Origin of the sequence: Flavobacterium ammonificans, assembly GCF_020886115.1 — a bacterium.
Lineage (GTDB): Bacteria > Bacteroidota > Bacteroidia > Flavobacteriales > Flavobacteriaceae > Flavobacterium > Flavobacterium ammonificans.
On sequence record NZ_AP025185.1, the window covers coordinates 2,192,224 to 2,213,429 of the forward strand.

Here is a 21,206-nt window from a genome sequence, read left to right on the forward strand (position 1 = left end):
TTAAAAATGTTAGAAGAAAAGAATGATAACCTGCTAAATGCAGACGGAAACACTGCTGATTCAGTAGAATCAACACCAACAGCTACACCAGATGAAGTAGTAGTAACTGCATCGGAATCAGTTGAAGAAATTGCTGAAACCAATGAAAATCAAACCATTATTGAAGCAATCGCCGACAGTAATGCAGAAGAAAGCGAAGACGAAAGTTTGAAAGAGCGTCACGATATTCCGATGCAAGACTATGATGCATTATCGATGGAATCACTTGTAGAAGAATTGAACACATTAGTATCCAACGAGAAAGTGTCTTCAATTAAAGACCATGTAGAAGAAATCAAAAAGGCTTTTTTAGCCAAATACAATCATCTTATTGAGGAGAAAAAAGAAGAATTCCTTGCTGAGAATCAAGATCCAAATGAAGAATTCCAGTATCATTTTCCTCTAAAATCAAAATTCGACAACATCTATTCTGTTTACAGAAACCATAAAAACGAACATTTCAAGAGTTTGCAAGCGAACCTAAAAACTAATTTAGAAAATCGTTTGGCTATTGTTGAAGAGTTAAAAGAATTGATTAATCCGCAAGCCAACATTAAAGACATCTTAAAACATTTTAATGATTTAAGAGAGCGTTGGAAAAATGCAGGTCCAATTCCAAAAGATAAATACAACCACGTTTGGAATAACTATCATTTTCATGTAGAAAATTTTTATGATTATTTGCACTTAGATCGTGAAGCGAGAGACATTGATTTCAAACACAATTTAGAGCAAAAACAAAAAATTGTAGCTCGTGTAGAAGAATTAGTAAAAGAAGAAGACATCAACAAAGCGTTCCGTGAATTACAAGATTTACACCGCATTTGGAAAGAAGAAATTGGACCTGTTTCTAGAGAACACCGTGAAGAAATTTGGAACCGTTTTAGTGAATTAACAAAACAAATGCATGATAAACGCGAATTGTTATTTGAAAAGCTAAGAGGTGCCGAAGTAGAAAATTTAGCAAAGAAAAATGAAATTATTGCTCAAATTGAAGTGTTGGCAACTGAAAAAGTAAATGCTCACACGCAATGGTTAGCACAAATAGAAAAAGTTGAAGCTTTGAGAGCTGCATTTTTTGCAGCAGGTAAAGTTCCCGCTGATGTCAATGAAGCTACTTGGAGTGCTTTTAAAACTGCAGTACGTAACTTTAATTCTTTCAAGAATTCGTTTTACAAAGACATCAAGAAAGATCAAAACGATAACTTGAGTAAAAAACAAGCTTTGGTGGCTAAAGCCAAAGAATTACAAGAAAGTACTGATTTTGCTACTTCTACTCCTATTATGAAACAAATTCAAGAGGAATGGAAGAAAATTGGACATGTACCAAGAAAGTATTCGGATAGTATTTGGAAAGAATTTAAAGATGCTTGCAACCATTATTTCGATAAATTAAAAGAGCAAAAGAACGAAGAAAATAGTGAAGAAGTAGCTGCTTTTGAAAACAAAAAAGCCTATTTAGAAACCTTGAGAGCGTTTCAACTAACTGGAGACCATAAAACCGATTTGGATGGTATTAAGTTACATATTCAAAACTGGAAAGGCTATGGAAGAGTGCCTTTTGCAAGACGTCATATTGAAGGTAAATTCAATAAAATATTAGATGCCCTTTTTGAAAAATTAAGTTTAAGTAAAAAAGATTCGGATATGATGCGTTTTGCTAACCGTATCGATCAATTGTCAGAAAGCAATGATTCACGCAAATTAGAAAGCGAAAAAATATTTTTGATTCGTAAAATCGAAGAAGTACAAAACGAAATTTTTCAGTTAGAAAATAATATTCAGTTTTTTACCAATACCAAAAATGCTAAAAAAGAAAATTCTATTGTGTTAGAGGTTCGTAAGAATATCGCCATTCACAAAGAAAGTTTAGAAGTTTGGAAAGAAAAATTGAAGCAATTACGCAATTTAAAACAAGAATAATTTTCTGATCAATACATTCTCAAAACCTCAATTCAAAAGATTGAGGTTTTTTTATGCAAAAAAATGAAGGAATGATAAATATCATTTTAATTGGCTGAAAGTCGGTTTACTTTTGATCTTTCAAATGATTATGTTATGACTCATTCACTAATCCAAAAGTACAATGTACCTGGCCCGAGGTATACAAGTTACCCAACAGTTCCCTATTGGAATGAACTTAACTTTAGCTATAAAATTTGGTTAGCAACACTCAAAAAATCATTTGAAGAAAGCAACACAACTGAGGGTATTAGTTTGTACATTCATTTGCCATTTTGCGAAAGCATCTGTACATTTTGTGGTTGCAACAAACGAATCACAAAAAATCATGAGGTAGAACATCCTTACATTCAAGCAATTTTGAAAGAGTGGACTTTGTACTGTGAGGTTCTTGGAGAAAGACCCAACATTAAAGAAATTCATTTGGGTGGAGGAACCCCAACCTTTTTCTCCTCTGCCAACTTAGAGTTGCTAATTAACGGGATTTTGGCGAAAGCAAATAAAGCTAATAATTATGAATTTAGCTTTGAAGGGCATCCCAATAATACAACACGAGAACAATTACAAAAACTATATGATTTAGGATTTAGACGTGTTAGTTTTGGTGTACAAGATTATTCAGAAAAAGTACAAAAAGCGATTCATCGTATTCAACCCTTTATCAATGTTGCCAAAGTCACTTTATGGGCAAGAGAAATTGGTTATACCTCAATAGGACACGATATAATATTTGGTTTACCTTTTCAGAAAAAAGAAGATGTAATTGATACTATTGAAAAGACTAAATCGTTACAACCGGATCGTTTAGCGTTTTACAGCTACGCTCATGTGCCGTGGATCAAAGGAAATGGACAACGTGGTTTTAATGATGATGATATTCCAAAGGATGAGATAAAACGAGAATTATACGAAACCGGCAAAGAATTATTGTATAAAAATGACTATCACGAAATTGGTATGGACCATTTTGCTTTAACAACTGATAGTTTATTTGAGTCCTTCGAAATTGGTAAATTACATCGTAATTTTATGGGTTATAGTTCTTCTAAAACGCAATTAATGATTGGTTTAGGCGTTTCGTCGATCAGTGATAGTTGGTATAGTTTTGCTCAAAATGTAAAAACTATTGAAGACTATTACCAATTGTTGGATACCAATACAATTCCTGTTTTTAGAGGACATGTGTTGACAGATGAAGATTTAATCATTCGAAGACATATTTTGAACCTAATGTGTCAGTTTGAAACTTCTTGGGCTAACCCAAAAAACTATTTCAAGGAGATTCCTGAAATTGTACTGCAACTAAAAGAAATGGAAAAAGATGGATTAGTGCATTTTATCCCTAATGGGATTCAAGTTACAGAAGAAGGAAAACCATTTGTGCGTAATATTTGCATGGCTTTTGACTTGCTTTTAAAGCGAAAAGCACCCGATACTGCATTGTTTTCAATGACAGTTTAATCATCAATGACAATTTGGTGTGTCTTGAACAAACAAACTCATATTAGCAGGTGAAATGTAAGGAATTCCCAATCCTAAACCTCGTAAAATGAATAAGACACCTATAATAACTCCAACATAGGGAATCACTTTTTGCACTTTATTTCGAAAACGGACAGTCATTATAGAATTAAAAAAGATAACACTACTCATCATTGGAATTGTACCTATTCCAAAAAGTAACATATAAAGTACTCCAAACGGTACACTTTGCATGGCAATGGCACCAAATAAAGCGACATAGACCATTCCACAAGGTAAAAATCCATTGAGCAAACCAATTGTAAATAACGATTGATAGCTTTTGTTTTTAAATTGCTTTCCTAAAGAAGATTTAATTTTCGAAATGAGACGGTAAACGGGTTTAGAAAAATTGTAATTCGCCAAAACTCTTTCGGGAGTTACAATTGTAATAATCATAGCTATCCCGATAAAGATTGATAATCGTTGCTGAATTCCTGCCAAAAAAAAGCCTTTTCCTACCAAACCAAAAATCAATCCAATAGTAGCGTAAGCAGACAATCGTCCTATATGATACGTTATTATTTGAGTTACCTTTTTAGCAGGATTTGTTCTGTCTACTGGGATCATCAAGGCAATTGGCCCGCACATTCCAATACAATGCAGGCTACTAATTAAACCAAAGATGAATGCAGAATACAACATACTTTACTAACGAATATAAATAATTTCTTTAGTTAAATAAGCCTTTCCTTCGTATTGCCATTCCATATTAATATCCCAGCGGCCATCTATCAAACTTTTTTTAGGTATGAGCAAAGTTGATTCAGAAATCGAAATCGGAATTTCGAAATCAAATTTCTTGTTAGATGGCCTATATAGGGATACCATTCCTTTGATTTTATTGGGAACAAAAGTTGCAGGAAATCTAATTTCAGCCCCTTCTGAAGTCAATACAATTGTTGGTTTTTGTGCTAAATTCTGAGCATTTTGAGAACGTTGCATTTCTTCTCCAAATCGTGCGTCGTGTTTATAGTACTCTTCAACAACTAAATCATTATCGTATTTGGAATTGGATTGTACCTCAACAACAAAATACAAAATGAAGGTCATGAATAAACCAAAGGCAATTACAATACCTGTTCCCCAATTGAATTTAATTTTCATTTTCTATGTGATTTTTAATCAAAACTTCTTGGACTAAGGAAATTTGTCGTAGCTGTTTCAATTTTTTTATTTCCGTTATATACCTCTATATCTAATTTCGTTTTATCCGTATCCAACAGATATTGATTGATTTCAATAAATAAAGTACCACTGTTCATACCTTGTTTTGGGACTTTAAAATCTTGTTTACCTACTAATTTCAATGTTCCATTTATACCTACTAATTTAAAATGAATGTCTTTAAACTCATCATTTGTTTTATTAATTATTTTAAAGGTATATACATTACTGATATTTTCCCCTTTATGTTGAAACAATTGTCCTGGTAAACGTAATATTGTTGCTTCAACATCGGTTCTTAAAAACAAAAGTCCAGTTAATACACCAATTAAAATTACTAAAACGGCAGAGTACCCCTTCATTCTAGCAGTAAATTGAAACTTGGTCTTTTTCTCGATTTCATCTTCAGAAGCATATCGAATTAATCCTTTTGGCAAACCAACTGTTTCCATAATTGAATCACATTCGTCAATACAAGCAGTACAGTTTACACATTCTAATTGCGTTCCGTTTCGAATATCGATTCCCGTTGGACAAACATGTACACATTGATGGCAATCAATACAATCACCTTTTCCAGTTGCAGCACGATCCTCATTTTTATTTAATTTAGCTCTACCAGCTTCTTTTTCTCCGCGAACAAAATCGTAAGCTACGTTTATTGATTTATTATCTAAAAGTACACCTTGTAATCTACCATAAGGACAGGCAATAATACATACCTGCTCTCTAAACCAAACGAAAACAAAGTAGAATACTCCCGTAAAAATTAACAACGCAATTAAAGTACTTAAATGACTTTCAGGTCCATCTTCAATCATTTTAAATAATTCGTCGCTACTGATTAAATACGCTAAAAACACATTGGCAATGAAAAAAGAAATAACCAAAAATACCGACCATTTCAATCCTTTTTTTTTGATTTTTTCAGCGTTCCATTCTTGTTTGGCTAATCTAATTTGAGCCCCTCTATCTCCTTCTATCCAATATTCAATTCGGCGAAAAACCATTTCCAAAAAAATAGTTTGCGGACAAATCCACCCACAAAAGATACGTCCAAAAATTACGGTAAAGAGAATGACAAATACCACACCCAATATCATAAACAAAACAAACAAGTAAAAATCTTGAGGCCAAAACGGAAAACCAAAAATATTAAAACGACGTTCCAAAACATTAAACATCATAAATTGATTCCCATTAATTTTAATAAATGGATTAGCAATCAAAATAGCTAACAAAAAATAACTAACAATCTTTCGGTATTCATACAATTTACCTGAAGGTTTTTTTGGAAAGATGAATTTTCTGTTTCCGGTCTCATCAATAGTTCCGATACTATCTCTAAATGATTCGTCTTGTATATTTGACATGGTATTGTAATTTTAAAAGACCAATTTCAAATTCGAAATTGGTCTTTTAGTTAGTGCTGTTACTTTGCATTTGTTGTAGGAGTTTCATCTACCCAAACTTCTCCTTCTGGAGCTTTTGGTTCTTTTGGATTACTTCCTTTTAACGAAATAATGTAACTCGCTACTTTTTGCATTTCTTTTGGTTTTAATGTTCCCTTCCAAGAAATCATTCCTTTCCCATCTCTACCTCCATTTACAAGTGTGTGGAAAATATTTTTGATTCCACCTCCTAATATCCATTGGTCATCGGTTAGGTTAGGGCCAATTTGACCACCAGCATCAGCTCTATGACAAGCAGCACAATTAGTTGTATAGATTGTTTTTCCCTCAGCCAATGAAGGAGCATCAGTCAATAAAGTAACTGTCTTTTCATCCATTAAATCTGGAGCAGTTTTCATGTATTCAGCTACTTCAATTTTTGCTTGAGCCATTTCTTTTTTCAATTCCATCTCTTGATCATCGGCACCCAAAATTTCAAATCGAACTAAATAGATTGCAGCAAAACCAATACAAGCATAGAATAGATAAATCCACCATGGTGGTAAATTATTGTCTAATTCTTTTATACCATCATAATCATGATCTAACAATAACTCCCCTTCATTTTCAATTGGTTCTGATTTAGTTAATAATTTCATTAACTTATTAAACCATTCGCTTTCTGCAATAGAGATAGAGTTCACCTCTTCTAATTTTGCTTTTTGTTCATCAGACAATAACTGATACGTGATTTTATCAATAGCACTTACTGTTATTTCAATAGCAATCAATAGAAAAAGAAATACAAATAGAAAAACAGACACCATTGGAAACTTAATAAATGCAGGTCGGTCTCCAGAGTCAATAAAAAATTCCATTGCGCCGAATACAGCGAAGAAAATAAGAGGAACTCTTACATATACAGGGATTATTTTTTTCATTTTTAGAAGTTTAATAATTATAATGTAGGATTATCGTTCAATGGAATTTGACTTAACTCATCGATTTTCTCTTTTTTATAAGAGAACACCCATAATGCTAATCCAACAAAGAATAAAAAGAAAATCAATAACGATAGAATTGGATATATCGCAACTCCGGCGATAGTTTCCATATTGTGTTTAATTTGTTCAAACATGATCTCTATTTATTTTTAACTTTAATATCAGTTCCTAATCGTTGCATATAAGCAATCATAGCAATAATCTCTCTTTCGTTCATAGGGACAAACTTTTCTCCTTTAGCTGCTGCTTTTTTCTTGCTTTCCTCATAACTTTTTACAAAGTCAGGATCATTTTTCAAGCTTTCTTCAATTGTAATAGCCTGAGCTCTTAAATCTTTTTGAGCATTGGCTACTTGTTCTTTTGTATAAGGAACTCCAAGAGTAACCATCGCTTCCATTTTATTTTGAATCAATGAAATATCCATTGCTTCATTATCAAACAACCATTTGTATCCAGGCATAATAGAACCAGCTGAAATACTTTGTGGATTCCAAAAGTGATTGAAATGCCAGTTGTCATTGTACTTCCCACCTACTCTTAACAAGTCTGGACCTGTACGTTTTGAACCCCAAAGAAATGGGTGATCGTATACAAACTCTCCCGCTTTGGATTGTGGTCCATAACGTTCTACTTCACTACGGAAAGGTCTAACTGATTGTGAATGACAACCTACACAACCTTCACGAATGTATAAATCACGACCTTCTAGTTCTAAAGGAGAATACGGTTTAACACTAGTAATTGTTGGAATATTTGATTTTACCATTATAGTAGGTACGATTTGAATAACCCCTCCAATTAAAATAGCTACTGTTGCTAAAATGGTCAACTGAATAGGTTTTCTTTCCAACCAAGGGTGGAATTTTTCGCCTTTCAATCTTCCACTACTAATTTTTTGTAATTCAGGAGCTTGTGCTAATTCATCTTCAATTGATTGACCTACTCTTAAAGTTTGAATAATGTTGTATACCAACACTAACATTCCAATAAGATACATAGTTCCTCCAATGGCTCTCATCCAATACATAGGTATTAATTGAGTTACCGTTTCCAAGAAATTACCATAAGTTAGAGTTCCATCTGGATTAAACTGTTTCCACATTGATGCTTGTAAGAAACCAGCAACATACATTGGTAGTGCATATAATATAATTCCTAAAGTACCAATCCAAAAATGGAAATTAGCTAGTTTAGTTGAATATAATGGAGATTTAGTCATTCTTGGGATTAACCAATATATCATACCGAATGCCATAAATCCATTCCAAGCCAAGGCTCCAACGTGAACGTGTGCAATAATCCAATCGGTATAATGTGCAATAGCATTTACATTTTTAAGAGACAACATAGGTCCTTCAAAAGTTGCCATTCCGTAACCCGTAATTGCTACTACGAAAAATTTCAATACAGGTTCTACTCTTACCTTATCCCAAACACCTCTTAAAGTTAATAACCCATTAATCATACCACCCCAAGATGGAGCAATCAACATTACTGAGAAAACAACCCCTAAATTTTGAGCCCAATTTGGAAGTGCCGAGTACAATAAGTGATGAGGTCCAGCCCAAATGTAGATAAAGATTAAAGACCAAAAGTGAACAATTGAAAGTCTATATGAATATACCGGACGATTAGCAGCTTTAGGAACAAAATAATACATCAATCCTAAGAATGGTGTAGTTAAAAAGAAAGCTACTGCATTATGTCCATACCACCATTGTACTAAAGCATCTTGAACCCCTGCATAAACTGAATAACTCTTTAAAGCAGAAACAGGTAATTCCAAACTATTAAAGATATGCAATACAGCTACAGTAACAAATGTGGCTATATAAAACCAAATCGCTACATACAAGTGACGCTCTCTTCTTTTTATGATGGTACCAATCATATTGATCCCGAAAACAACCCAAATCAAGGCAATCGCAATATCAATTGGCCATTCTAATTCGGCATACTCTTTTGAAGTACTAAACCCTAATGGCAGTGAAACTGCTGCAGCAACAATAATTAATTGCCATCCCCAAAAGTTAAGATTACTCAAAAAATCGCTGTACATTCTTGCTTTTAACAATCGCTGTAAAGAATAATACACTCCAGCAAACATAGCATTACCCACAAAAGCAAAAATAACAGCATTCGTATGTAAAGGTCTCAATCTACCAAAACTCAACCACGAAATTCCGTCGGTGATATTGGGAAAAAGAAACATAAAAGCCAGAATAAGTCCAACTAACATTCCAACTACACCAAAAACGATGGTAGCATAAATGAATTTCTTTACAATTTTGTTGTCGTAATAAAATTGTTGCATTTCCATAATTAAATTTGTTTTTCTTCTGTTGTTTGTACTGATTTATTTGGGTTTATTTTAAGCTCATCGTCAAATAGCATTCGAACTGATGGCGTATAATCATCATCATACTGCCCTGTTTTTACTGCTCGTATAAACGCAATAAAAAAACCAATGGCAACAAGGATACTAATAGAGATCAATAAATAAATAACACTCATAACTTACATTTATGTTAACAAAATTAAGCCTCCAAAATCTCATAAAATATGACATTTATCATACCTCAATAAATAGTTGATAATTACTATCTATTGTTGTAAGTTTTTTTGTGAATAATAATTACTCATTAAAGTAACAAAACTGACTATTGTAATAGTACTCAAAGGCATAATTATAGCAGCAACAAGTGGTAACAAATTACCAGTAACTGCAAATAACAAGCCCACTAAATTATATACTAATGAAATTGTAAAACTCATAATTATGGTAGTAATGGCTTTTTTAGAAAGCAACATAAAAGCATCTAGTTGATCAAAAACACTGGCGTCTAAAATAGCATCACAAGCAGGTGAAAAAACATTTACGTTTTCTGAAATGGAAATCCCTACATTACTTTGCGCCAAAGCACCCGCATCGTTCAGTCCATCACCCACCATCATTATATTGTGTCCTTTTTCTTGTAATTTTTTAATAAATTCTAATTTTTGCTCCGGCTTTTGATTGAAAATCAATTCGGTACCTGGAGGTAATAATCGTTCCAATGCTTCTCGCTCTCCTTCATTATCACCCGATAAAATTTTCAATTGATAAAGTTGACTTAGATTCACAAAAAGAGTTGACAAGCCTTCTCTATATTGATTGTTAAAGACATATTTACCAACATAAGTATCATTGATTGTAATATGAACTGATGTTTGTTGGATATCGGTTTCTTCATTGCAACCCACAAAAGAAGCCGAACCCAATTGGATGTTAGCTCCGTCAATAGTTGCTCGAATACCCTTTCCTGTTATTTCTTCAAAATGATCCAATTTTAACTTTTGGGTTTCCGGTAAAAAATCATACAACATTCTGCTCAAAGGATGATTGGAAGCGCGTAATACATTTTTAATCAAAACAACATCCCTTTCTGAGAGTGGATTTCCTTGAAATGAAATATTGGATTTCTTGTTAGTAGTTATTGTTCCTGTTTTATCAAACACAATAGTATCTACTTTAGCTAGTTGTTCAATTACTAAAGCATTTTTAAGATAAAACTTCTTCTTACCCAGTATTCTTAAAATATTACCGAATGTAAATGGAGCAGTTAGCGCTAATGCACAAGGGCAAGCCACTATCAATACCGCAGTAAAAACATTAAATGCAATATTAACATCTTTAAAAATCCAGTAGCCAAAGCCCGAAAAGGCAATTAAAAGTAAAATAGGTGTAAAATAGCGCGAAATCTGGTCGGTAATTGTCTTGTGTTTTTGCTCCACATTTTTTTGGAATACATCATTACTCCACAACTGCGTCAAATAACTTTGTGAAACGGAATACAACACTTCCATTTCAATCATTTTGCCAATTTGCTTTCCTCCGGCAAATACTTTATCTCCGGATTTTTTTGTAATCGGAATGGCTTCGCCAGTTACAAAACTATAATCGATCTCGGCCGACTCAGAGATTAATATACCATCTACAGGAATCAGTTCTTGATTGCGAATGAGTAATCGATCCCCTTTTTGAATATCATATACGGGAATACTTTCTTCTAAGTTTCCTTGAATTCTTGTAATTGCAATTGGAAAATACGATTTGAAATCACGTTCAAAACTTAAAAAACTATAGGTTTTTATTTGGAACATTTTCCCTAAAAGCATAAAGAAAACCAATCCAGTCAAGCTATCAAAAAAACCAGACCCATAATCCATTATAATATCCACAGTACTTCGCACAAACATGACGATGATTCCCAAAGCGATAGGAATATCAATATTGAGCATTTTAGATTTGATACTTTTGTAGGCTGAAACATAGTAACCACTAGCCGAATAGAAAAAACTTGGCAATGACAAGGCAAAAATCAACCAACGAAAAAAGCCGCGGTATTGATCCAACCAATATTCTTTTACTTCAAAATATTCAGGAAACGAAAGCAACATAATATTACCAAAACAAAAGAAAGCAACACCTAATTTGTAAGTTAAACTTCTATCCACATTATTAGCACCCGCTTCATAGTTTTCTAAACTAATATACGGTTCATAACCAATGCCACTTAATAAATAGACAATTTCTTTAAGTGAAACTTCTTCTGGTTTGTAAGTAATACGGACTGTTTTTTGAGGGAAATTAACTTGAGAATTACTTATTCCCTTTTGAAGACGCTGTAAATTTTCCAAAATCCAAATACACGAACTACAATGTATATGAGGAATGCTAAGTGAAACAATAGCGGTTGCATTCTCTTCGAATTCCAACAGTTTTGAAACAATACTTTCATTATCTAAGAAATCATATTTACCGTTAATGTCTTGCGGAGTTGCTCCAGGTGATTTTTCAAAATCATAATAACAAGTCATATCGTTGAGACTAAATATTTCATACACTGTCTTACAACCCGTGCAACAAAATGATTTGTCGTCAAAAATAACTTCTTCCTTTTTTACAATATCTAAACCACAATGGAAACAGTTTTGTGTGTCCATACTCTTTGCTCAATTTACCTGTGACAAAGGTCACCAATAGCTACTACTTAAAATATGACATTTGTCATAATATTCATTAAATTTGTTTTTTAATAAAGTACCTATTTGTATTATGAGTAAATGTGAACAATGTATCGTTAGAGAATTCAGCTCTTTGAAAGCGTTAAACAAAGAAGAACTCGTGAAACTTTCAGAGTGCAAAGAGTCCTATACTATAAAAAAGGGCGATGTGATTTTTGAGGAAGGAGATACAATTAATGGAATTTACTGTATTAAAGATGGCGTTTGCAAAATGTCCAAGTTAAGTGCCAATGGTAAGGACCATATTGTAAAACTAATCTCCAAAGGGGAATTGTTAGGACAACGTTCTATAATTAGTGATGAGCCTGTCAATCTTAGTGCCGTTGCATTAGAAGATATGGAAGTTTGTTTTATCCCTAAATCTGAAATAATGGGATTTTTTGAAAAAAACAATCAGTTTTCCATGAACGTTATGAAAACAATTTGTGGCGATTTAAAAGAGGCTGATGTTCATACTGTAAATATGGCACAAAAAACCGTTAAAGAAAGATTGGCTGAAACGCTACTTTATTTAGCTGACACTTTCGGAAAAAATGAAGACAACAGTTTGAAAGTGCAATTATCTAGAGAAGAATTAGCTAGTATGATCGGTACTGCAACTGAAAGTTGTATCCGACTACTTTCTGATTTCAACAAACTAGGTTTGATTGAGTTAGCCGGTAAAAAAATCACTTTGAAAGATATTGGTAAATTAAAAAAAATGGCAGAATAGGTTATCTAAATCTCATCAAGAAAGCTTTAAGAAAGACAAACTTTTATTTCGTTAATCTTATTTACTAATTGATACTTAAGTTCATATGGTATAAATCCAAACTGTATCTTTTCATTTTGAAGTTCTACGTTTAAAGTACAAGTTCTGTAATTGTGAACTACATATTCCCCAAATAAATAGATCCCGGATACCAACCAGAAATAAAAGCCAATTGGATAAAAACTAAAATTTAGTCCGATATAAATCCCTCCAATTATAATGTAAAAGATTTCATACTGTAGCGGAATCTTTTTTACTGAAACAAATACTTTCTTAATCTCATTTAATGGTATTCTCTTCTGATTAACAAAGTTTATATTTATTAGGAGCTCTGATTCAACTATCTGAATTTGATCTAAATTTTTAGTGTAAAACATACCCTTTGTATTTGATTAATTGAAAACCTTCTATCAAATTTTACTTCGAGGGCAATGAATTGTAATTTGAAACAAATTTATAAGAGAAAAATTGTATATTTAGCCCATTGTTAGCCCATAATACTTCGCACTCATGAATTCCGACAATTACAATCAATTACGAATCGATGTTGAGAAACAAATTGGATTTCGAATAAAAAAACTTTCGGAGTTAAAAATGGCTCAAGAAGCAATAGAATGGGAAACCAAAAAAAAAATTGGTTTCAATACACTTCGACGATTTTTTGGTTTTCTAAAAAGTACAACTCCAAATAGTAAAACCTTAAATACACTTAGTGTTTTTGTGGGTTACAAAAATTATAGTGCCTACCAAAAAGAGTATTTAAGAGACGAGGATTGGTTTGTATGGACTCAAACTATAAAAATAGAATTAAGTGATTCGATAACGAAAGAAGATCTTGAATGGCTTGAAAGACAACAAAAAACGGATGACTACCATATTAAGATTGCTTCAATAATTAAAACGTTCGTTTATAAAAAAAAACACAACGTACTTAATCAATTTTTTGACAAAAGAATATTCCAATTTGACGAAGCTAACCAACTTAAACTTGCAGCTAACATCTGTTTATTGTTTAGAAGTTTAGACAAAAAGGAAATCAACCAAATTATACAAAAAATAACCCCAAATAAAATATTTAGAGAAAATATACTGCATTGGTTTGTTGATTACTCCTACTTTAACGGCTATTATGGAAGTTTCATTAAAGAAGCAAAAAAATATGCTCAAGTCGAAAGTCATGAAGCTTTGTTTTACGATTTAATTTTAAATTACAATCATTATTTATCTTATGGTACTAATTTAATTCCTATCGAATTAAATAGGATTCGACCTGACTTTTTTTCTGTTTTACAAGGACGTTGTTATGCCTACAACTTACTCTATTTTAACAAACGAAATGATGAAATTAAATATGAACAAACTTGGAAAGATTTATTAAAAAAAATCAATCAATCGGGCCAAGTTAATTTATTTACCATTGAAATTTTTCCAGCATTACTGTTCCTAAAAGATTTTGAAAAAACTACATTCTTAATTCAAAATTACTATGAAGAACTCTTAACTATTGAAAATTGGAGTGGTTACCCATCTCAAGCAATGATTTTATTGACTCAAACATTACACTTAATTAGGGAAAATAAAATTAAAGAAGCTAAAATTGGTTTTGATTTAATTGATTTGTCTAAATTCAGTCTTTCGTATTCTGATTATATAAAGCTTTTTTATCTACTTGCCAAGTATCAATTAGCAATCGCCTTATCTTTAAATGAAGAAAAACTAAATGAAATTCAAACTGAATATGAATCAATTGTTGATCAAACTGGATTCAAACGATTTTCAGTTGATTTCTTGAAACACTACTTGATTACATCTGATTTAAGTTAATATGTAACACATAGGCTCCAATTGCAATTAATACAAGAGCGAAACCCATTATTTTATTCCATTTTTCTTTAAAAAATATTGCGCCAAATAGAATTGTTAAAATAGGAGTTGCCAATGGGAAAAGTGACGCTAAAAGTGGATTAGTAATTTTCAATCCTAAAAAACCAGTCCAAACGGCTGCAAAAATAAATACAGCCATTATTACTATAAGATAACCTGATTTTACAATCGATTGTGACCATTGTATTTTTACTGATTTAGGTTGCATTATCAATCCGATACCACCCACCAAAAAAACAATTATTTCTTGATTGACTACTGAAAATAGTGGTGGAATTGATTGTTTGAAATTATACCAATGTACCAATTCAGATGATGCAAAGAATAGCGACATTAAAATAAAATAAATTATAGTCTTGATGTTGGATTCTTCTGAAGGCTGTTTTTGTATTTGAAAAATGTAAATGCTAAATCCTACTATAATTATACTTGCTCCAGACAGAAAATCTAAAAAATTAAATTTTTCAAAAAGAAAAAGGTAGAGTACCGTAAACGCAATTGTCAAAAGATTAAATATTCCTAATTGTCTTAATGTCCCTTTTTGGAGAGCCGATAACATACAAATCAATCCAAAAGCACCAAGTAAAGATGCTATTGTAACTCTGCAAACCGAATTAAAATCAATTTCATATAGTATTCCGGGAGAATAAAAAATAAGTACTCCCACTCCTATAAAACTAGTTAATAGTGCCCTTAAGGACATAACTAACCAACTATTCGCTTGCTGTAAAACTTTTTTCCAGAGCAGGTTGTTTAATGAATAAAATACAATTGAAATAATTAAATATATCATAGTTTGATTTTACATTTTCTTCGCCTCGTTCCAAAACACATCCATCTCTGCCAAAGTCATATCCATCAATGGTTTTCCTAATTCAGTTGCTTTGCTTTCTAAATATTGAAAACGGGAAATGAATTTTTTATTGGTTCGTTCCAAAGCATCCTCGGGATTGATATTTAAAAAGCGGGCGTAGTTAATCATTGAAAAGAGTACATCTCCAAATTCAGCTTCTATTTTATCTTGATTTCCAGCGGCTATTTCAACCTGTAGTTCTTCCAATTCCTCTTGGACTTTATCCCAAACTTGATGGGGTTCTTCCCAATCAAAACCAACACCTTTTACTTTATCTTGAATTCGGCTCGCTTTTACCAATGCCGGTAAGCCTTTTGGAACTCCTTCTAAAACGGATTTTTTTCCTTCTTTTAGTTTTAGTTTTTCCCAATTTTGCTTCACCTCTTCTTCATCTTTCACCTCAACATCTCCGTAAATATGAGGATGACGATGAATCAACTTTTCACAAATGGAATTGCATACATCAGCCATATCAAAATCTTGCGTTTCGCTTCCAATTTTAGCATAAAAAACAATGTGCAATAACAAATCGCCCAATTCCTTTTTGACCTCATCTAGATCATTCTCTAAAATTGCATCGCCCAACTCATAAGTCTCTTCAATAGTAAGGTGACGCAGACTTTGTATGGTTTGTTTTTTATCCCAAGGGCATTGCTCGCGCAATTCGTCCATAATGGTTAACAATCTGTCGAAAGCCTGAAGTTGTGATTCTCTTGAATTCATGGTAAAAATTGGTTTTGGTAAAAATAAAAAAATCCTGCTAAGAAATTGATCTCAGCAGGATTTAATACTGTTTAAAACAAAAAATTATGCTTTTGAAGCTTTTGCTTTTTTAGGTTTTTCTTCCGTAACTGATTCTTCTTTGCTTGATGCTTTAGGCGCTTCATCATTTACCAAACCTTTAGCTTGCAACATATTATACCAATTGATAATTTTTTTAATATCAGACCCATAAACTCTCTCTTCATCGTAATCCGGTAAGATTTCTTTAAAATAAGCGGCTAAAGTAGCTGGATCTTCTTTATGAGAAATTGCAGGCCCATTTTTTTCTTTTTTAGAAATACTATTTAATATTTCAGCCAAAGGCGTTTCAGCTTCATAGGTATATACTGAAATCTCAGATAACAAACTTACATTAGCCTTTAAATCAACAGTGATTTTTTTTCCGTCCAATAAAGATTCGGCAACAAAACCTGTACGAGTTTGAATTTTCAATTCGTATAAACCTGGTTTCCCAGAAATAGCAAGTATTTTTTCGATATTCATTTTATAATATTTTATTTAATTATCTTCCCTTTTTACCAAAAAACTTCATTCGGTATTCTTGAAAAGTCTTTCCTTCGATAATGTTTTTTAATTTTTTTTGAATCAAACGTTTTTTCAAAGACGAAATTTTATCGGTAAATAAAATTCCTTCTATATGATCGTATTCGTGCTGAATTACTCTTGCAATTAAACCATCGAAAACTTCTGTTTTCATTACAAAATCCTCTTCACAGTATTCAATTGTTACTACAGGATTTCTATATACGTCTTCTCTTACATCTGGTATGCTCAAACAACCTTCGTTAAAACTCCATTCTTCCCCTTCCTCCTTAAGAATTTTAGCATTAATAAAAGTACGCTTGAAACCGTTCATTTTTTTTTGATCTTCTTCAGATAAATCTTCATCATCACTAAATGGAGTAGTATCAATTATAAATAAACGTATTGGTAAACCAACCTGAGGTGCAGCCAGTCCAACTCCATGCGCATTGTACATAGTGTCATACATATTTGCAATTATCTCTTTTAAATTTGGATGACTAGGCACAATAGCATCAGCTACTTTTCTTAAAACAGGATCACCGTAACCTATTATTGGTAAAATCATTGTGGCTCTATATTAAAATTTAGCGGTTTAAATATTTTTTGAAAAAAATTGTTGGCAAAAGTAGTGAAAATAGCATGCTAAATACTACTATTTAACTAATTAAATTCTTTAACAATTGAATTTAAATGGATTAAAACATTTTTCTAGTCAAATAATCTTGAAGCATAATCGTGGCTGAAATTTCGTCAATCAAAGCTTTATCTTGGCGTTTCTTTTTACTTAGGCCACTATCTATCATTGATTGAAATGCCATCTTAGAAGTAAACCTTTCATCTACTCGAATCACTTTCATTTCAGGAAAATGATTGCTAAAATGAGTTACAAATCCTTTAATAATTGACGCGCTTTCAGATGGTAGTCCATTCATTTGCTTTGGTTCGCCAATAAGCACCGCTTCTACTTTTTCTTTTTCAAAATAATCTTTCAAAAAAGTAATTGCTGTTGCAGAAGGAATAGTTGTTAAACCTGAGGCAATGATTTGTAGCTCATCAGTTACTGCAATTCCTGTTCGCTTTTGTCCGTAATCTATCGCTAGTATTCTGGGCATTAATTGTATGTTTTCTATTGATTAAATTGGCAAATATAACATCAAATTATAATTGCATGATTTCATTTTATAATAAGATGAAAAAAAGCCCATATCCTTTAACGTCACTTATAAATTTAAACTTCCTGATTTAACTCTAAATAGTTTAATTTTCCAACGATTAATTATGTTGATTTTTTTTGAAATATCACACTTAATGATAATTACTTCTAACGGTACCGCTATACAAATACGAATGTTTTTTTTATGAACAGCTGTGTCTTACAATCAAATGTATGAGGTAATTAATACGTTTATTTACAAATATAAAACATTTTACATGTGTATTGGCTGCTAAAAACATGTAAATAGTATATTTGCATTTGAAGAATTTGCCGTTATATCTAATTAAAAACCTCAAATGAATTTAAAAATCCCATATCGCCCAGATATTGATGGCTTGAGAGCAATCGCTATCATTTTAGTAATCATTTACCATGCAGGTTTTTCTTTTCTGCCGGGTGGTTTTATCGGTGTAGATGTTTTTTTTGTTCTTTCTGGCTTTTTAATTACTTCACTTATAGATTACGAAATTAAAGAGCAAAAATTCTCATTTAAAACATTCTATTTAAGACGTATACGTCGAATTATTCCCGTATTGGTATTTGTTATGTTAGTTGTTACAATACCCGCTAGTTTTATTTTATTTTCAAATAATTTAGAAGCTTACTCTAGAACACTTATTCACACTATGATTAGTACAAATAATTTTCATTTGTATGTCAATTCTGGAGATTATTTTTCCGAAAACTCTGATTTAATTCCATTTCTTCATACTTGGTCACTTTCAATTGAAGAACAATTTTATTTTATATTTCCATTATTGCTTCTTTTTCTTCACAAAAAATTAAGTTTAAATGTTCGACTGCTATTTCTAATTTTACTTTTTGTCTTTGGATTGTTATTTTCAATATACCAAACCAATGTTAATCCAAGAATGGCTTATTTTCTTCTACCTGCTCGACTTTTTGAACTTCTAATGGGAGCATGTCTTGCGGTCTCATGGTCAAAATTACCCGAGTTAAGCAATTTTAAAAATCATTCCCTATCTATTATCGGATTAATACTGATTTTAGTCCCAGCATCTTTCCTTAATAAGTCTAGTTTGTTTCCCGGATTAAATGCATTTTTACCTTGTTTAGGCACAACTTTTTTAATTTTTTCGGGTAAAAACGAAGAAAAAAGAGGTGTAGTAAATATGTTAATTCAAAATAAACTATTTGTTTTTGTCGGCTTGATATCCTATTCCTTGTACCTGTGGCACTGGCCCGTTTTTGTACTAATAAAATATTTAGGGATTGATTTCAGTACAACAATTAAACTTTTAGCACTTGTTTTGATATTCATTCTCTCTTTTCTTTCTTGGAAGTACGTTGAACAACCTTTTAGAGTTCAATATACTTTCAATTTTCGAAAAACAATTCTAATCATATTAGCGCCCTCTTTGCTTACAATCGCAATTATTTATGGTGTTATTGATGCTAAAGATGGATTTCCTGATCGATTTCAAAAACTCTCAGAATTTAATCCCAAAAAAAATTATCCAAATGTTGTCAGAAAACAATGCTTTGACAAATTTAAATTAGGTAATTGTGATGAATGTTATTTGGGAATTAAAAAAGATACTTTAGATGGATTACTAATTGGAGACTCATTTGCTAATCATACTGCAGCATTTTTAGATGTATTAGCTAAAGATGCCGGATTATATATACATGACACTGCCGCAGGGGGATATCCTTTGATGAATCGATTGAATGAAGACGGAACTCCACTTTTTTCTGAAAAATATGCAGTAGACAGAATTAATTACGCAAAAAAGTTCAAAAATATATTTATAGCTGCTAATTGGGAAAGCTTGTCTGAACAAAAAAATAAGATGACATACTTGAATACTATAGAAACTTTGAGGAATTTGTTAAAAGACGGGAAAAAAATAATTATTTTTGACGCGTTAAGAGCTACAACAGAAATGAATCTTCATCGTGCAAAATTAGTAAAGTCAGGAATTCCTGTTAGCTTTGACGAAAGAAATTTTTCATTTAAAAAATACCAAAGACCGAAAGATTATATTATTTATAAAATAAAAAAACTATTCCCATCAATTTTAATAATTGATTTAAATGAAATGATTTGTGAAGGAAATTATTGTAATATACAATTAAATAATACCATTGTATACAGAAATTCAGATCACTTAAATACTAGTGGCGCAATGTTATTAGGAAAAGAATATTTATCAAAAAAAAATAACCCTTTGAAAGCATTAAATAAAACCAAATAAATGAACCAATTACAAACAACAATCGAACAAGCTTGGGAAGATAGAGCTTTATTACAAGAAACTGCTACAACTGATGCCATCAGAGAAGTTATCGAATTATTAGATGCTGGAAAATTACGTGTCGCCGAACCAAAAGGAGACGGTTGGCAAGTAAACGAATGGGTAAAGAAAGCGGTCGTAATGTATTTTCCTATTCAAAAAATGGAAACTTTGGAAGCTGGAATTTTTGAGTACCACGATAAAATGGAATTGAAAAGAGACTATGCTGAAAAAGGTGTTCGTGTTGTACCAGGAGCTTCTGCTCGTTATGGTTCTTTCATTTCAAGTGGTGTGATCATGATGCCAAGTTATGTGAATATTGGCGCCTATGTTGACGAAGGAACTATGGTGGATACCTGGGCGACAGTAGGAAGCTGTGCTCAAATTGGTAAAGATGTTCACTTAAGCGGAGGTGTAGGAATTGGTGGGGTGTTAGAACCTTTACAAGCCGCACCAGTAATTATTGAAGACGGTGCATTTATTGGTTCACGTTGTATCGTTGTAGAAGGAGTTCACGTAGGTATAGAAGCTGTTCTTGGAGCCAATGTATGTTTAACTGCTTCAACAAAAATTATTGACGTAACTGGAGAGAAACCAATAGAAATGAAAGGTTTTGTTCCTGCGCGTTCTGTTGTGATCCCAGGAAGTTATACCAAACAATTTGCTGCTGGAGAATACCAAGTGCCTTGTGCTTTAATAATTGGCACTCGTAAACCTTCAACAGATTTAAAAACTTCATTGAATAATGCGTTGAGAGAATACGACGTAGCGGTTTAAATTAAAAT

General features: G+C 32.2%; 19 protein-coding genes. 6 read left to right on the forward strand and 13 right to left on the reverse strand.

The annotated features are described in order from the left end of the window. Positions 1–6 precede the first annotated feature (6 nt). Both LPC20_RS09725 and hemN read left to right on the forward strand, forming a co-directional pair. Positions 7–1,962 (forward strand): DUF349 domain-containing protein, encoded by a 1,956-nt coding sequence (locus LPC20_RS09725; protein WP_229324903.1) that lies wholly within the window; start codon positions 7–9, stop codon positions 1,960–1,962. Between the two features lie 135 nt (positions 1,963–2,097). Further along, a complete protein-coding gene (gene hemN / locus LPC20_RS09730) occupies positions 2,098–3,462 on the forward strand; it encodes an oxygen-independent coproporphyrinogen III oxidase (RefSeq protein WP_229324905.1) in 1,365 nt (454 codons plus the stop codon). 3 nt (positions 3,463–3,465) lie between these two features. Here the strand turns inward: hemN and LPC20_RS09735 are convergent, their stop codons facing one another. From LPC20_RS09735 to LPC20_RS09770, 8 genes are all read right to left on the reverse strand, one after another. Further along, positions 3,466–4,167 (reverse strand): sulfite exporter TauE/SafE family protein, encoded by a 702-nt coding sequence (locus LPC20_RS09735; protein WP_229324907.1) that lies wholly within the window; start codon positions 4,165–4,167, stop codon positions 3,466–3,468. A 6-nt stretch (positions 4,168–4,173) separates the two neighbouring features. After that, positions 4,174–4,623: a FixH family protein gene (locus LPC20_RS09740; RefSeq protein ID WP_229327155.1), complete on the reverse strand. Its 450-nt coding sequence runs from the start codon at positions 4,621–4,623 to the stop codon at positions 4,174–4,176. Between the two features lie 20 nt (positions 4,624–4,643). After that, entirely contained in the window at positions 4,644–6,062 is a 1,419-nt protein-coding gene (gene ccoG, locus LPC20_RS09745) for a cytochrome c oxidase accessory protein CcoG (protein WP_229324909.1), read from the reverse strand. A 59-nt stretch (positions 6,063–6,121) separates the two neighbouring features. Further along, positions 6,122–7,021, reverse strand: a complete 900-nt coding sequence (locus tag LPC20_RS09750) for a cbb3-type cytochrome c oxidase N-terminal domain-containing protein (RefSeq protein WP_229324911.1) — start codon at positions 7,019–7,021, stop codon at positions 6,122–6,124. 17 nt (positions 7,022–7,038) lie between these two features. Continuing rightward, on the reverse strand, positions 7,039–7,218 hold the full coding sequence (locus LPC20_RS09755) for a CcoQ/FixQ family Cbb3-type cytochrome c oxidase assembly chaperone (RefSeq protein WP_229324913.1): 180 nt from the start codon (positions 7,216–7,218) through the stop codon (positions 7,039–7,041). Positions 7,219–7,223: 5 nt separating this feature from the next. Further along, the gene (ccoN, locus tag LPC20_RS09760; RefSeq protein ID WP_229324915.1) at positions 7,224–9,404 is read right to left on the reverse strand and encodes a cytochrome-c oxidase, cbb3-type subunit I; all 2,181 of its coding nucleotides are present in this window, start codon (positions 9,402–9,404) and stop codon (positions 7,224–7,226) included. A gap of 2 nt (positions 9,405–9,406) precedes the next feature. Continuing rightward, positions 9,407–9,598 carry a cbb3-type cytochrome oxidase assembly protein CcoS gene (gene ccoS, locus LPC20_RS09765; RefSeq protein WP_229324917.1) on the reverse strand — a complete coding sequence of 64 codons (192 nt, stop codon included), beginning with the start codon at positions 9,596–9,598 and terminating at the stop codon, positions 9,407–9,409. Between the two features lie 90 nt (positions 9,599–9,688). Further along, the gene (locus tag LPC20_RS09770) at positions 9,689–12,070 is read right to left on the reverse strand and encodes a heavy metal translocating P-type ATPase (RefSeq protein ID WP_229324919.1); all 2,382 of its coding nucleotides are present in this window, start codon (positions 12,068–12,070) and stop codon (positions 9,689–9,691) included. A gap of 112 nt (positions 12,071–12,182) precedes the next feature. Between LPC20_RS09770 and LPC20_RS09775 the strand changes: the two genes are divergently transcribed. Both LPC20_RS09775 and LPC20_RS09780 read left to right on the forward strand, forming a co-directional pair. After that, entirely contained in the window at positions 12,183–12,863 is a 681-nt protein-coding gene (locus tag LPC20_RS09775) for a Crp/Fnr family transcriptional regulator (protein WP_229324921.1), read from the forward strand. 549 nt (positions 12,864–13,412) lie between these two features. Then, on the forward strand, positions 13,413–14,726 hold the full coding sequence (locus LPC20_RS09780) for a hypothetical protein (protein WP_229324923.1): 1,314 nt from the start codon (positions 13,413–13,415) through the stop codon (positions 14,724–14,726). Here the strand turns inward: LPC20_RS09780 and LPC20_RS09785 are convergent. The 5 genes from LPC20_RS09785 to ruvX all read right to left on the reverse strand — a co-directional run bounded on the left by LPC20_RS09785 (position 14,707) and on the right by ruvX (position 18,059). After that, positions 14,707–15,579, reverse strand: coding sequence for a DMT family transporter (locus LPC20_RS09785; RefSeq protein WP_229324925.1), 873 nt, complete (start codon positions 15,577–15,579; stop codon positions 14,707–14,709). The two genes, LPC20_RS09780 and LPC20_RS09785, sit on opposite strands and share 20 nt — an antisense overlap. Positions 15,580–15,588: 9 nt before the next feature. Next, positions 15,589–16,362 carry a nucleoside triphosphate pyrophosphohydrolase gene (gene mazG, locus LPC20_RS09790; protein ID WP_229324927.1) on the reverse strand — a complete coding sequence of 258 codons (774 nt, stop codon included), beginning with the start codon at positions 16,360–16,362 and terminating at the stop codon, positions 15,589–15,591. An 84-nt stretch (positions 16,363–16,446) separates the two neighbouring features. Further along, entirely contained in the window at positions 16,447–16,905 is a 459-nt protein-coding gene (locus LPC20_RS09795; protein ID WP_229324929.1) for a DUF5606 family protein, read from the reverse strand. 19 nt (positions 16,906–16,924) lie between these two features. Next, a complete protein-coding gene (gene def / locus LPC20_RS09800; RefSeq protein WP_229324931.1) occupies positions 16,925–17,512 on the reverse strand; it encodes a peptide deformylase in 588 nt (195 codons plus the stop codon). A 130-nt stretch (positions 17,513–17,642) separates the two neighbouring features. Further along, a complete protein-coding gene (gene ruvX, locus LPC20_RS09805) occupies positions 17,643–18,059 on the reverse strand; it encodes a Holliday junction resolvase RuvX (RefSeq protein ID WP_229324933.1) in 417 nt (138 codons plus the stop codon). A gap of 400 nt (positions 18,060–18,459) precedes the next feature. Here ruvX and LPC20_RS09810 point away from each other — a divergent pair, with 400 nt between their 5' ends. Then, on the forward strand, positions 18,460–20,382 hold the full coding sequence (locus LPC20_RS09810; protein WP_229324936.1) for an acyltransferase family protein: 1,923 nt from the start codon (positions 18,460–18,462) through the stop codon (positions 20,380–20,382). Then, positions 20,383–21,198 carry a 2,3,4,5-tetrahydropyridine-2,6-dicarboxylate N-succinyltransferase gene (locus LPC20_RS09815; protein ID WP_229324938.1) on the forward strand — a complete coding sequence of 272 codons (816 nt, stop codon included), beginning with the start codon at positions 20,383–20,385 and terminating at the stop codon, positions 21,196–21,198. Positions 21,199–21,206: the final 8 nt, after the last annotated feature.